This window comes from Lelliottia sp. (genome assembly GCF_045627565.1).
Lineage (GTDB): Bacteria > Pseudomonadota > Gammaproteobacteria > Enterobacterales > Enterobacteriaceae > Enterobacter.
Window position 1 is genome coordinate 186,661 of record NZ_JAZQNX010000024.1, and the last position, 14,206, is coordinate 200,866.

At 50.3% G+C, this 14,206-nt stretch carries 13 protein-coding genes, 1 pseudogene and 1 riboswitch; of the genes and pseudogenes, 8 read left to right on the plus strand and 6 right to left on the minus strand.

All coding sequences use genetic code 11. The features are described 5' to 3' along the window. The first annotated feature begins 127 nt into the window (after positions 1-127). Complete coding sequence (gene apbC, locus ACKI5T_RS13915; protein WP_235133697.1) at positions 128-1,237, plus strand: iron-sulfur cluster carrier protein ApbC; 1,110 nt, start codon at positions 128-130, stop codon at positions 1,235-1,237. A 23-nt stretch (positions 1,238-1,260) separates the two neighbouring features. Here apbC and ACKI5T_RS13920 read toward each other — a convergent pair whose 3' ends face one another. Beyond that, the gene (locus tag ACKI5T_RS13920; RefSeq protein ID WP_407438162.1) at positions 1,261-1,716 is read right to left on the minus strand and encodes a GNAT family N-acetyltransferase; all 456 of its coding nucleotides are present in this window, start codon (positions 1,714-1,716) and stop codon (positions 1,261-1,263) included. Further along, on the minus strand, positions 1,691-2,020 hold the full coding sequence (locus tag ACKI5T_RS13925; RefSeq protein ID WP_015959716.1) for an RcnB family protein: 330 nt from the start codon (positions 2,018-2,020) through the stop codon (positions 1,691-1,693). The genes ACKI5T_RS13920 and ACKI5T_RS13925 overlap by 26 nt, the downstream gene beginning before the upstream one ends. Before the next feature lie 478 nt (positions 2,021-2,498). Between ACKI5T_RS13925 and ACKI5T_RS13930 the strand changes: the two genes are divergently transcribed. The 3 genes from ACKI5T_RS13930 to etk are packed head-to-tail and all read left to right on the plus strand — an operon-like array spanning position 2,499 to position 6,268. Then, positions 2,499-3,635: a polysaccharide export protein gene (locus tag ACKI5T_RS13930; RefSeq protein WP_407438165.1), complete on the plus strand. Its 1,137-nt coding sequence runs from the start codon at positions 2,499-2,501 to the stop codon at positions 3,633-3,635. Continuing rightward, positions 3,626-4,072, plus strand: a complete 447-nt coding sequence (locus ACKI5T_RS13935) for a protein tyrosine phosphatase (RefSeq protein WP_407438166.1) — start codon at positions 3,626-3,628, stop codon at positions 4,070-4,072. Before ACKI5T_RS13930 ends, ACKI5T_RS13935 begins: the two co-directional genes overlap by 10 nt. A gap of 15 nt (positions 4,073-4,087) precedes the next feature. Continuing rightward, positions 4,088-6,268, plus strand: a complete 2,181-nt coding sequence (gene etk / locus ACKI5T_RS13940) for a tyrosine-protein kinase (protein WP_407438167.1) — start codon at positions 4,088-4,090, stop codon at positions 6,266-6,268. Positions 6,269-6,391: 123 nt separating this feature from the next. Here the strand turns inward: etk and ACKI5T_RS13945 are convergent, their stop codons facing one another. Beyond that, a complete protein-coding gene (locus ACKI5T_RS13945) occupies positions 6,392-7,858 on the minus strand; it encodes a pyridoxal phosphate-dependent decarboxylase family protein (protein WP_407438169.1) in 1,467 nt (488 codons plus the stop codon). Positions 7,859-7,876: 18 nt separating this feature from the next. After that, positions 7,877-9,253, minus strand: a complete 1,377-nt coding sequence (locus ACKI5T_RS13950) for a diaminobutyrate--2-oxoglutarate transaminase (RefSeq protein ID WP_407438170.1) — start codon at positions 9,251-9,253, stop codon at positions 7,877-7,879. Between the two features lie 172 nt (positions 9,254-9,425). On the opposite strand from ACKI5T_RS13950, the gene ACKI5T_RS13955 reads away from it, so the two are divergent. Next, a complete protein-coding gene (locus ACKI5T_RS13955) occupies positions 9,426-9,596 on the plus strand; it encodes a hypothetical protein (protein ID WP_407438172.1) in 171 nt (56 codons plus the stop codon). Here the strand turns inward: ACKI5T_RS13955 and ACKI5T_RS13960 are convergent. Further along, positions 9,561-9,806, minus strand: a pseudogene (locus ACKI5T_RS13960) (hypothetical protein); the annotation flags it as partial. The gene ACKI5T_RS13955 and the pseudogene ACKI5T_RS13960 overlap by 36 nt on opposite strands. Further along, entirely contained in the window at positions 9,807-10,043 is a 237-nt protein-coding gene (locus tag ACKI5T_RS13965; protein WP_407438174.1) for a hypothetical protein, read from the minus strand. It abuts the pseudogene before it with no gap. Positions 10,044-10,723: 680 nt separating this feature from the next. Further along, positions 10,724-10,820, plus strand: a riboswitch (TPP riboswitch). 35 nt (positions 10,821-10,855) lie between these two features. On the opposite strand from ACKI5T_RS13965, the gene thiM reads away from it, so the two are divergent. The 3 genes from thiM to fbaB all read left to right on the plus strand — a co-directional run bounded on the left by thiM (position 10,856) and on the right by fbaB (position 13,922). Continuing rightward, entirely contained in the window at positions 10,856-11,626 is a 771-nt protein-coding gene (gene thiM / locus ACKI5T_RS13970) for a hydroxyethylthiazole kinase (protein ID WP_407438176.1), read from the plus strand. Next, complete coding sequence (gene thiD, locus ACKI5T_RS13975; protein WP_407438178.1) at positions 11,623-12,423, plus strand: bifunctional hydroxymethylpyrimidine kinase/phosphomethylpyrimidine kinase; 801 nt, start codon at positions 11,623-11,625, stop codon at positions 12,421-12,423. The genes thiM and thiD overlap by 4 nt, the downstream gene beginning before the upstream one ends. Positions 12,424-12,869: 446 nt before the next feature. Continuing rightward, on the plus strand, positions 12,870-13,922 hold the full coding sequence (gene fbaB, locus ACKI5T_RS13980) for a class I fructose-bisphosphate aldolase (protein ID WP_407438180.1): 1,053 nt from the start codon (positions 12,870-12,872) through the stop codon (positions 13,920-13,922). Positions 13,923-14,206: the final 284 nt, after the last annotated feature.

Below are 14,206 nucleotides of genomic sequence, written 5' to 3' on the forward strand. Positions count from 1 at the left end.
ATGTTACCCGAAAGGCCATAACTACGCCAAGAATTAAGGGCATCAATCCATAAATGAATAATTGTGACCACTGGGGTAAACTTGACGGTGACGAGCACTTTTTCAGAACAACAACAAAGGAGTCGGGATGAGTTCTCAATCCCAGGCCAAATCACCGGAAGCCTTACGAGCAATGGTCGCCGGGACGCTGGCAAATTTTCAGCATCCAACACTGAAACACAATCTTACGGCACTGAAAGCGTTGCACCATGTTGCATGGCTGGATGACACCCTGCATATCGAAGTGCAGATGCCGTTTGTCTGGAGCAATGCTTTCGAAACGCTAAAAGAGCAGTGCAGTTCAGATCTGCTGCGCATCACAGGCGCGAAAGCGATTGACTGGAAATTGACGCACAATATCGCCACGCTAAAACGCGTCAAAAACCAGGCCGGCGTGAATGGAGTTAAGAATATTATCGCCATTAGCTCTGGTAAAGGCGGAGTAGGGAAATCCTCTACCGCGGTCAATCTGGCGCTGGCGCTGGCAGCTGAAGGGGCAAAAGTCGGGATTCTTGATGCCGATATTTACGGCCCATCTATCCCGAATATGTTAGGCGCGGAGAATCAACGCCCAACCTCACCGGATGGCACCCATATGGCGCCAATCGTTGCTCACGGACTGGCGACCAATTCCATCGGCTATCTCGTCACCGATGATAACGCGATGGTGTGGCGCGGCCCGATGGCCAGCAAAGCGCTGCTGCAAATGTTGCAGGAAACCCTGTGGCCGGATCTCGATTATCTGGTACTGGATATGCCGCCGGGAACTGGAGACATTCAGCTGACGCTGGCGCAAAACATTCCTGTTACGGGGGCTGTTGTCGTGACTACGCCGCAGGATATCGCGCTGGTTGACGCCAAAAAAGGCATCGTCATGTTTGAGAAGGTTGAAGTGCCGGTTCTCGGTGTTGTCGAGAATATGAGTATGCATATTTGCAGCAACTGCGGGCACCATGAAGCGATCTTTGGTACCGGTGGCGCTGAGAAATTGGCTGCGCAGTATCACACACAGCTTCTGGGACAAATGCCGCTGCATATCACGCTGCGCGAAGATCTGGATAGGGGGCAGCCAACGGTTGTCAGCCGTCCTGAAAGCGAGTTTGCCGAGATGTATCGCCAGTTGGCTGGGCGCGTCGCAGCACAGCTTTACTGGCAGGGTGAAGTCATTCCGAGTGAGATCGCCTTCCGCGCGGTTTAAACCCGCATCTTACAGGCTGCCTTTCAGGGTAGCCTGTAATGCATCAGGTAATATTCTCCGTCCGGAGAATCTCCCGTCGCTTCGATATGCCAGCCGTGTCGTTGATAAAACGTCACGGCGCGCTCATTTTTGACCAGACACTTCAGAGCACCCGTACTGGTGAAGGTTTTCTGTACGTGCGTTAACAACGCGCTTCCCACGCCTGAACGCAGCAATTGCGGATCGACAAACAGATTGTGCAGAAAATTATCGTTAGTCCACACCGAAGCAAATCCAACCCGGTGACCGCGATGGATAGCGACCCAGATTTGCTCATCACGCGTAGCCGCATCGAAGTCATCGAGTTGCCATTCATCGCCATTAAGCCACGGCCAAGCCACTCGACGAGAATGCAGAAAGAGTGTCCGCAGGAAAGGGCGATCGCTTTCCTGCCAGGGTCTTACGATGATCGAATCAGCGGTGATAGAAAATATCCCCATTATAAGCTTTATAAATTTTACCGTCCGTGTCGCCAATCAGAACGTAGTTTTCGCCCATGTAGGTCCAGTGTGTCCCTGCGTCCGGTGCCGGAAGATTACGCAGTTGATATTGCTTGATGGTGTACTCAGGCGTTTGGTACTGCGCCGGGGCGGTGTCACCAATTTTAAATTTCGTAAAGTCGGCGATGAACTCTTGTTCTTCATAGGCTTGAATGCCTGATGGTGCAGCCGTTTGTGGGGCAGAATAAGCCGCACTGGTCAGTGACATCAAGACACCCAAAAGCAGCATTTTACGCTTAGTCATTTTCTCTCCGCTTAGACTTTTACTGTTAACTCAACCCACTGTCTCATGCAGTGTGATCAACAGCCTATTTTAAATGTCATGGCTGCGCTTGTTCGATAAAAAATGTAACAAATTTGGGCAGGTTTGCACATGGAATGATTCATTTCTTGCGGGAATATATTGATGCCAATTAAATCATGAAAATTATTATTCATGAGGTACATTTTGGAAATGAATAAAAGTATAAAACTGGACACTTCAGTGAATGAATTTGTTAACACGATGCTCTAGTATTCAAAATTCATGCGAATATCCTGCATGATTTTAAGCTGACAAGATTGTGGCTTGCGATGTTTTGCTAAAACATTTTTTATTTTGTCCGTTGCCTGATAGGTTTTTTGTTTAACTTATTGAAAATACTTAAATGAAATGTGTCACTTGCTTGTCATTAAGCAGCAAATCCTAATAATTTTTTTGATATAAAGACCTCGCTATTTACATGAAAAATAAAATATCGCTGCCAGTAATAACACTGATAATAAGTCATTTGACCGGGTGCGCGGCTTTGCCGGGGCAAGATCTTGACGTATCAGATAAAAATATCATTTCCGCAACGGATGAAAATTTTAATATTAATGAAAAAGTCGATGTGTATACCATTACGCCTTCTCTCATTGATGCGTTACGTCCAAAGACGTTGAAATCTCAGTCAAATCCTAGTCTGGATGAGCGATTAAAGAATTGGGAATACCACGTCGACGTCGGGGACATCCTCACGATCACTGTCTGGGATCACCCGGAACTCACTACTCCTGCGGGGCAATATCGCAGTGCGAGCGATACCGGTAACTGGGTCGCATCAGATGGGTCTATTTTCTACCCCTATATCGGCAAATTACACGTTGCCGGTAAAACGGTGTCTCAAATTCGTGATGAGATTGCGGCTCGCCTGGATTCTGTGATCGAAAGTCCGCAAGTGGACGTCAGCGTGGCGTCCTTCCGCTCTCAAAAAGCGTATGTGACAGGAGAAGTTGTTAAATCTGGTCAACAACCGATCACGAATATTCCGCTGACTGTGATGGATGCAGTGAACGCAGCAGGGGGGTTATCTCCTGATGCTGACTGGCGTGATGTTGTGCTGACGCATAACGGGCAGGACAGCCATATTTCGCTTTATGCGCTCATGCAACATGGCGATCTCACGCAAAATAAACTGCTTTATCCGGGCGACATTTTATTTGTCCCACGCAACGATGCGCTGAAAGTTTTCGTGATGGGAGAAGTTGTCAAACAGAGCACATTTAAGATGGATCGTAGCGGAATGACGCTCGCGGAAGCGTTAGGAAATGCCGGCGGGCTCAATCAGGATATGGCGGATGCAACGGGCATCTTTGTCATTCGCTCTCAAGCTAAAACCGCGAAAACAGGAAAAATCGCCAGTATTTACCAACTCAATGCCAAAGATGCTTCAGCCCTGGTAATGGGTACTGAATTCCAGTTACAGCCTTACGATATTGTTTACGTGACAACTTCCCCAGTATCGCAATGGAATCGTGTCATCTCCCAACTCGTTCCGACTATCAGTGGCGTACATGATCTGACTGAAACTGTTCGGTATATTAGAACGTGGCCGTAGTAATGATTAACTCCATTTTGGTCGTTTGCACCGGAAATATATGCCGCTCGCCTATAGGTGAGCGCTTATTACGTCAGCAGATGCCTGGTTTAACCGTGGCATCTGCTGGCGTGAGTGGCCTGGTCGGTCAATCAGCGGACGCGCGAGCCCAAGAGGTGGCCGCGTTACACGGTGTTTCGCTTGAAGGCCATATCGCGCAAAAACTTACCCTCGAGTTGATGCGCGCATACGACCTTATTTTGGCGATGGAACCGGAACATCTTAACCATATTTCATCAATTGCGCCTGAAATCAGGGGCCGTTCTCTTCTGTTTGGACAATGGCTACGACCCCGTGAGATTCCCGATCCGTTTCGTAAAAGTCACGAAGCGTATGAATACGTATTTGATCTGCTTGGCAAGGCGAGTCAGGAATGGACTCAACGACTGAGTCACTAAAGGAATTAAGCATCAATGTCTTCACATATTACAAACAGTTATGCCGCAACGAATGAAAATCAGGAAGTTGATCTCGTTCGTTTGCTGGGCGTAATGATTGACAATCGCCTTCTGATTTTGTGCCTTACCTTACTATTTACTTTCATCGCTGGACTGTACGCTTTTATGGCGACGCCGATTTACAAGGCAGACGCCATGGTTCAAATCGAGGGTAAACAGGATAACAGCCTGCTTAAAAATCTCGGCGAACTGAACCCGGAACTTTCCCCCGATGCGTTACCTGAAATCCAGTTGCTCAAATCACGCATGATCCTCGGCAAAACGGTTGACGATCTTCATCTGAACTATGACGTTAAAAATTATTATTTCCCGGTGTTTGGACGTCTTTGGGGGCGGATGACGGGGCGCAAACTGGCCACGTTGAGTCTGATCAATTTACATATACCCGCTGCGAAGGGTAAGGCTCGGCCGCTGACGCTGACAGTGCTGGATTCAAAGAACTATCGTATTGAAGGTGATGGTTTTCAAGGCGAAGGCGTGGTGGGTGAGTATTTTCAAAAGAATGGTGTGTCACTCTGGGTAAACGCAATGGATGGGTCACCCGGAGCGCAGTTCATCCTGAATGAACAATCGAAGCTGGAATCCATCAATGCCCTGAATAATCAATTTATTGTAATCGAAGCGGCCAAGCAAAGTGGCGTGCTTAATCTATCGCTAACGGGTCCAGATCCCGACTTGATTGCCAGGACGTTGGACAGCATTACAGAAAATTATTTACGCCAAAACATTGATCGTCAGGCCGCGCAGGATGCGAAAAGTCTGGCATTTTTACAGCGGGAATTGCCACAAATCCGAGCGGATCTGGATGTGGCTGAGGAGCGGCTCAATAGCTATCGTAAACAACGTGATTCCGTTGACTTAACCCTGGAGGCAAAATCAGTTCTGGAGCAGATCGTTAACGCTGATAACCAACTGAATGAACTGACGTTTCGCGAAGCGGAAATCTCTCAGCTTTTCAAAAAGGATCATCCGACTTACCGGGCATTAATTGAAAAGCGGCAAACACTTGAAAGTGAAAAAGCACGCCTTAATAAACGTGTGACCTCGATGCCTTCAACGCAACAGGAAATATTGCGCTTGAGCAGGGACGTTGATTCCGGCCGCGCGATTTACCAACAGCTCCTGACGCGCCAGCAAGAGCTCAGTATTTCGCGTTCGAGCGCAATTGGTAACGTCCGGATTATTGACTCAGCAGTAACACAGCCTGAACCGATTAAACCTCAGAAAGGATTAATCGTGCTAATAGGGGGCCTGTTGGGCTTCGTCCTTTCAGTGGGCATTGTCATAGTGCGTATGGCCGTGAAACGGGGTATTGAAACGCCTGAGCAACTTGAAATGCAGGGGATAACGGTTCTTGCAACGTTGCCGCGTTCCGTATGGCTGTGGAAAAAGACGCGTTTGCGGAGTAAGCGGTTCATCAGCGAACGCTGGAATCACAGAACAATAAATGTGCCTTTCCTGCCCGTGGACCGGCCGGTTGATGTCTTTGTTGAGGCTATTCGTGGTTTGCGCACCAGTCTGCATTTCACCATGATGGAGGCCAAAAATCACGTCATTATGCTGACCGGTCCTACGCAGGATTGCGGTAAAACACTCGTGGCGACGTCACTTGCCGCCATCGTTGCGCAGGCCGGGAAAAAGGTCTTATTTATTGATGCAGATATGCGCAAAGGATATGTCCATCAGATTTTTTCACTCACCAACACTCGCGGTCTGGCTGACGTGTTAGCGGGCAAAGTGGAGTATCAGGACGCCATACAGCACTATGCCCGCGGTGGCATAGATGTGCTGACCTGCGGCCAGGTGCCGGGCAACCCTTCCGAACTGCTCATTGGGGATGGTTTACAGCAGTTATTGAAATGGGCGAACGATCATTATGAAATAATCATTGTCGATACCCCACCGATACTTGCGGTTACGGATGCGTCGCTCGTCGGACGAAGGGCCGGCACGACATTGCTGGTGGCGAGATTTGCTATGACCAGCGTAAAAGAGATGCAGGCATGTATTAAACGCCTTCAACTGGCAGGTGTAGCTATCGACGGCGCCATTCTGAATGATGTTGTTAAATCCGCGGCCATTTATTACACAACGGGTTATAGCCAGTATGAGTATAGCCAGTCGGCCGAAAAGTAAAAAATGAATGACGTGTTCTGAGCGCAGCGGGCGGGAAATTTTCAGCGTCGGCATGCGTGTAGACGGGACTTTCGATTGACTATTATTGTGCCCCTCTCCACGAGAAGAGGGGCACAAGCAAGATTATCTTGCCAGGATTTCTAGCGCAGTGCGTTCTACCAGTGAAAGCAGCACTTTGACATCATCCAGCGTTACCGTTGGATTCAGCAGAGTCAGTTTCAGGCAAGTCACACCGTTGTGCTCGGTCACCCCGACGTTTGCACGACCAGAATCCAGTAGCGCATCACCAATTTTCTGATTCAACAACGCAATCGCTGCATCATTCAGATCGTGCTCGGGACGGAAGCGGAACAGCACGCTGGCCAACTGCGGCTGCATGACCAGTTCCAGTGCGTTCTGGTTCTGCACATACACAGCCACTTCCTGTGCCAGCGTAACGCCATGATCGATAATCGCAGCATACTGCTCCTGACCCAACGCTTCCAGACTCATCCACAGTTTCAGCGCATCAAAGCGACGCGTGGTCTGTAATGATTTGGACACCAGATTCGGTACGCCTTGCTCTTCGTCGAACTCAGAGTTCAGGTATGCCGCCTGGTAACGCATCAGCTCGTAGTGACGCGCTTCCTTCAGCAAAAACGCACCGCAGCTGATGGTCTGAAAAAACTGCTTGTGGAAGTCCAGAGTGATGGAATCCACCAGCTCAATGCCGTCAAGATAGTCGCGATATTTCTCTGACATCAGCAGCGCGCCGCCCCATGCCGCATCGACATGCACCCAAATCTGCTGTTCTGCAGCCATCTCAGCAATTGCGCGCAGTGGATCAATCGCGCCCGCATCGGTAGTACCCGCTGTTGCCACGATTGCCAGAATCTGCTCGCCGTTGGCATTGCAGTGCGCAATTTTTGCGGCCAGATCGTTCAGATCCATACGTGAGCAATCGTCAGTTTTCACCTGGATGACAGACTGATAGCCCAGACCCAACAGGGCCATATTCTTCTGCACTGAGAAGTGTGCATTTTCAGAACATAACACGCGGATTTTACGCAGATCGCCAACCAAACCGTCCTGCTGGATCGAATGACCTTTGGCCGCAAAGAAGGCATCGCGTGCCAGCATCAGCCCCATCAGATTGCTCTGGGTACCGCCGCTGGTAAATACGCCTGCATCGCCGGACTGATAGCCAACACGGGTACGCAGCCAGTCGATCAGCTTCATTTCAATAATGGTCGCTGAAGGACTCTGGTCCCAGGAATCCATGCTCTGGTTAGTGGCGTTAATCAGCACTTCCGCCGCCTGGCTGACTACCAGACTTGGGCAATGCAGATGCGCTACGCACTGCGGATGGTGCACTGACAGACTGTCTTTCAGGAAATACTCAACAGCACGCGCGATAGCCGCTTCGTTGCCGAGACCTTTCTGCCCGAAATTCAGGGAAATATTGTCGCGCAGTTCGGCAACGCTTTTCCCCTGATACATTTCAGACTGCTGTAGCCACTGCATCACCGCCTGAGAGCTTTGCTCGATAGCCTGCTGATAGGCTTCGATGCTCTGTGCCGACGACGACAGAATTGGGTTTGAATCAGACATCGTATTCACTAACTCCGTTTACGCGGGGCGAACGCCCGCTGCAAGCAGGGCCTGCTCAAATTTATCCAGGAAGACTTTCAGCTCTTGCTCGCTGATAAGCAGAGACGGCAGCAGACGCAGTACGACGCCATCGCGGCCACCACGTTCCAGAATCAAACCTGCTTCGAAGCATTTTTTCTGGATAAGTGCGGACAACTCGCCATCGCCCGGGAAGCTGCCCATATGGTCAGGCGCTTCGTTTGGTTTCACGATCTCAATACCGATCATCAAGCCTAAACCACGTACGTGGCCGATGACCGGATAGCGTTTCTGCAATTCAGCCAGCTGGCCTTTCAGCCACTCACCCTGTGCAGCCACTTTGTCGGCAATATTCTGGTCTTTCAGGATTTTCAGCGTCGTCAGGCCAGTCGCCATCGCCAACTGGTTACCACGGAAAGTACCGGTATGATGACCTGGCGCCCAGGCATCAAACTGCTTTTTAATACCGAGAACGGCCAGTGGCAGACCGCCACCGACTGCTTTAGACATGACGATGATATCTGGCTCAATACCGGCGTGTTCAAAGGCAAAGAACTTACCAGTACGTGCAAAGCCCGCCTGAACTTCATCAAGGATCAGCAGAATGCCGTGTTCCTGAGTCACCTTACGGATGCGTTGCAGCCACTCAGCCGGAGCCGGATTCACGCCGCCTTCACCCTGAACAGCTTCCAGAATCACGGCCGCAGGTTTACGCACGCCGCTTTCAACGTCGTTGATCAGGTTGTCAAAATAGTAAGTCAGTGCTTTCACGCCCGCGTCACCGCCAATGCCCAGCGGGCAGCGGTACTGGTGTGGATAAGGCATGAACTGCACTTCTGGCATCATGTTATCGACCGCTTCTTTCGGTGACAGGTTACCTGTCACGGACAGCGCGCCGTGGGTCATGCCGTGATAGCCGCCGGAGAAACTAATAATGCTGCTGCGGCCGGTCACTTTTTTCGCCAGTTTCAGCGCGGCTTCAACGGCGTCAGCGCCAGACGGGCCGGTGAACTGCAGGCAATATTCTTTACCCTGGCCTGGCAGCAGGGAGAGCAGGTATTCAGAAAACTCGTCTTTCAACGGAGTCGTCAGATCCAGTGTATGTAACGGCAAGCCGCTAGTAATGACATTTTGGATGCTTTTCAGCACATCAGGATGGTTATGGCCAAGCGCGAGGGTGCCAGCGCCTGCAAGACAGTCAAGGTATTCTTTATTATCTGCATCGGTAATCCATACGCCGTCTGCTTTAGTAATTGCTAAAGGCAGCTTGCGAGGATAACTCCTGACGTTCGATTCAAACTCGGCCTGACGGGCCAGATAGGTTTCGTTGCTTTTATGGGCATCTACAGTGTCAATACGGACTTTATCCGTCATCATATCACTCCTACAACCGGGGCTGTTTATACGCCTCGATTGAATAAATAGTTAGTTAAGGATGGGTCAGGTAAAAAACGCGGCCAATATAGAGCCTTTTGGCGCGTGGCTCAATGGTTAATTTGTTTACTGTTTTGTTACAATGTAAAGGTGTTGGGGGAGGGGGTGTAACACAATGTTTTTGCTGTGGTTTTACTGTGCCAAAACACAGAAAAAAATCTCACCGATTTATATACTCAAAAGCCGCGTTGATGAAAGCGAAAAAGGCGGCTTTTCAGCAGCCCATGCGTTACTTCTGAACGACCTGAAGTCATCCATTGTCTCTGCCATGGGTTTTATTCCATGACGCGTCGGTAATTCCGTTTTCATCCAGGGTAATAGAAAGAACATATCCCGCGCCTTTAATTTCGTAGGCATTGGCATTGAAACGTTTTACTGTGGCTTTTTTCCCGTTAATGGTGGCAGTAAAGAAACCATTGCTGACCGTGGCCTTAATACCGTTTGCCGAGAATGACGCTTCACGTAGCGGATCGGCAACGTGTGCGGCCTGTGCATGTTATTCAACACCATGATGATAATGCTTATTATCGTATTGCTTTGCGTATTCATCTGAACGTTTGTACGCGTTCTGGAGCGCTGCCGCGCGGCTAACGTTTTGATTATCATGATCAACTTTAAAACACGTATCCAGGCTGACGCCGGTGTTTGTGCAATTGGCAATACGTTGCGATTCTGTCGTACAACCAGAAAGTGCTACGGCGCAGACTAAAACAGCTAACACCATCTTCTTCATTCATTGACCCTAATATTATTTATTTTTTTATCAAACGACACGGCGAAATAACCTGACTTTTTGCAGGTTATTTATATTGGCAGATCACGCTAAGTGAAATATTCATTTTTAAAATGACAAAATAATAAAATTTAAGTTATTCATTTATGCAATTGCCAGCCATGCTGATAACCGTGTTTTTATATATCACACCGATGAAAACACCTGTGGCGACAAGGGAGATTGATACGATTGCCGAAGCAATAATAAGCTTTAACATTTGCTACCACATTATCAGGATGTCATTCAGTTAGAGCGTCTCTTACAGAGAAACGAAGTAGTTACCTTGCACAACTATCCAGTAATCCGCCCCTTTTATATTTGATTTAGATCACGAAAAATACGAATGTATAAAATCTGGTATTTATCTGGCGTTTCACATAATTGATTGTTTTAATTGATTTTACTTTTTTAAATAGACTGGAAAGTAAAGCGCAATGTGTGTTTAATACTTAGGCTTAGATTATTTATCCCAAAAAATCAATGACATTAAATGTCTACACATATAAGGAATAACTCAATCTAAATAGGCCAATAATAATAAATGTTTACAGTATTTTCTTGACCGGAAAAGAGCGGTCCAGGAGACTTGCATTCGATAATTACTTCCTCTACGCTGCCCATATTACTGAAGTTTTAGGTAATTTGACTCGGGGTGCCCTTCTACGTGAAGGCTGAGAAATACCCGTACCACCTGATCTGGATAATGCCAGCGTAGGGAAGTCAGGTGACTGTTAAGGTTATCGCTTCTTCTCGCAAGGCAGGAGCGAAACATGCAGCCTGACCGACTTGATTTACACGCCTTACATCACTTCCGCACGCGTTCCCCGCTCACACACTGCATGACCAACGATGTGGTGCAAACCTTTACGGCCAACGTTTTGCTGGCACTTGGCGCATCTCCCGCGATGGTGATTGAAGCCGAAGAAACAGAGCAATTTGCAGCGATGGCTGATGCCTTACTGATCAATGTTGGCACGCTGACCGCGCCGCGCGCGCAGGCGATGCGTCGGGCAATCGAAGGTGCAATGGCCGCTGGAAAGCCCTGGACGTTGGATCCCGTGGCCGTGGGCGCGTTGTCGTATCGCACCCGTTTTTGCCATCAAATCCTCTCACTCAAACCTGCGGCGATACGCGGTAATGCCTCTGAAATTCTCGCGCTTGCCGGTATGAGCGCGGGGGGGCGAGGCGTTGATACCACCGATACCGCTTCCAGCGCGTTGCCTGCCGCCATTGCTCTTGCCCGACAAACTCACGCCGTTGTTGCTGTGACGGGCGAAGTGGATTACGTCACCGACGGGCAACGTACGCAGACCATCACTGGCGGCGATGTGATGATGACGCGCGTCGTGGGGACAGGCTGTGCGCTCTCGGCCGTTGTCGCGGCAAGCTGTTCATTGCCGGGCGACCGGCTGGACAATGTTGCCGCCGCATGCGGGTTTATGAAGCAAGCCGGTAGCGTTGCCGTCAAACAAAGCCGCGGGCCAGGGAGCTTTTCCAGCGCGTTTATTGACGCGCTCTGGAACCTGGAGGCGCAGGCATGAAACGTATTAACGCATTAACCATTGCTGGCACGGACCCGAGCGGCGGCGCGGGGATTCAGGCGGATCTGAAAACCTTCTCAGCCCTTGGAGCGTATGGCTGCTCAGTCATTACCGCACTGGTGGCGCAAAATACGCGCGGCGTGCAGTCGGTGTACCGTGTGGAACCGGATTTTGTCGGTGCCCAACTGGACTCAGTGTTCAGCGATGTCCGCATTGATACCACCAAAATCGGCATGCTTGCCGAGACTGATATTGTTGAAGCGGTTGCGGAGCGTCTCAGACACTATCGCGTAAAAAACGTTGTGCTTGATACGGTGATGCTGGCGAAAAGTGGCGACCCGCTGCTTTCTCCTGCGGCTGTCGAAACCTTGCGAAAACATCTTCTGCCGAACGTCGCGCTGATCACGCCAAATCTGCCGGAGGCGGCGGCGCTGCTGGATGCGCCTCATGCCCGCAATGAGCAAGAGATGAAAGAGCAGGGGCGTGCGCTTCAGGCGCTCGGCTGCGAGGCAGTGCTGATGAAAGGCGGTCATCTGGACGATCCTGAAAGCCCGGACTGGCTCTTCACGCATGAAGGTATCCAGCGATTTACCGCTCCACGCGTCATGACCAAAAACACCCATGGCACTGGCTGCACGCTATCGGCAGCGCTGGCTGCGCTCCGCCCGCGTCACGACAATTGGGGGGATACGGTGCAGGAGGCCAAAATTTGGCTGTCGCACGCGCTGGAAAAAGCAGACAGCCTTGAAGTCGGCCACGGTATTGGGCCGGTGCACCATTTTCATGCGTGGTGGTAGTTGGTAGTGCCACGAACATATACCCTGGATAAGAATTTTCGGCCGGAGATAAAGAGAGGGGACAAGCATATACCCGGTTAATCGCTCAGCGACTGCCGAAGCGCTTGATATGTGTTTGTGTGCGAGGCGCGCAGTCGCCACCAGGGTGACTGACGACATGTATTTCCCGGTGCGACTGTATAAGCAAAGCCCCAGCTCACAGTGACATATCCAGTGTTTGCGCTGTCGTATAACCACGCGCTGGAGATAAATCATTGAAGTACGTTGCGGTGAATGTCTGAACAATTTGACGGTTTGTTGTACACCAAACGCGCCAGCACGATGTACTGAAAAAAAACGCAGGCGGTGGAAATTCTGTTGCGTCGGTACCAGGCTTAGTCTGCCCATGAAATTTGGGTTTGGTTCACTCGATCCGACACGACGTCGGAACTTACGGGAGCATCACTATGACTGATATTGCGCAGTTGCTTGGCAAAGACGCCGACAGCCTTTTACAGCATCGTTGTATGACTATTCCAGCCGAACAGCTCTATCTGCCAGGCCATGATTACGTTGACCGCGTCATGATTGATAACAACCGGCCACCGGCAGTGCTGCGGAACATGCAGACGCTTTATAACACCGGACGACTGAGCGGAACCGGTTATCTGTCGATTTTACCGGTTGACCAGGGCGTGGAGCACTCTGCTGGCGCGTCCTTTGCGGCGAATCCGCTCTATTTCGATCCGAAGAACATTGTCGAGCTGGCGATAGAAGCGGGCTGCAACTGTGTTGCGTCGACCTACGGCGTGCTGGCTTCGGTATCACGCCGCTACGCGCACCGCATTCCTTTCCTCGTTAAGCTGAACCACAACGAGACGCTGAGTTATCCCACCGAATATGACCAGACGCTCTACGCCAGCGTGGAGCAGGCTTTCAACATGGGCGCGGTGGCGGTTGGGGCGACGATTTACTTTGGTTCTGAGCAGTCGCGTCGGCAGATTGAAGAGATCTCAGCGGCGTTTGAGCGCGCGCACGAACTGGGTATGGTGACCGTGCTGTGGGCGTATCTGCGCAATAATGCGTTCAAAAAAGACAGCGTGGACTATCACGTTTCTGCGGATCTTACCGGCCAGGCCAACCATCTGGCGGCTACTATCGGCGCGGATATCGTGAAGCAGAAAATGGCCGAGAACAACGGCGGCTACAAAGCGGTGAATTTTGGTTATACGGACGACCGCGTCTACAGCAAGCTGACCAGCGATAACCCTATCGATCTGGTGCGCTACCAGCTCGCGAACTGCTATATGGGGCGTGCGGGGCTTATCAACTCCGGCGGTGCGGCGGGCGGTGAAACCGATTTAACCGACGCGGTGCGCACGGCGGTTATCAACAAACGCGCGGGCGGCATGGGGCTCATCCTCGGTCGCAAAGCGTTTAAAAAGACGATGGCCGATGGCGTGAAACTGATTAATGCCGTGCAGGATGTCTATCTGGATAGCAAAGTGACGATTGCGTAAATTTCCCCTCACCCTAACCCTCTCCCTGTGGGAGAGGGAACAGTTCGGTGCGTTCTTTTCACCCTGAATTTTCCTCTCACACTCATCCTCTGCCATGGAGAGAGGGCGCTGCTCAGTGTTTTTCTCCCTCTCCCCAGGGAGAAAGTTTGAAATCTATCATTTATATGATTTAAAAGTGTTTTTTAACCTGGTGCGCCATTTCACCGGACATAAGGTGCATCGGTTAATTTGCCCCTTCAGTCAGAAACACAGGATGTCAGAACAACTATTCTGGTTGGTTTTAC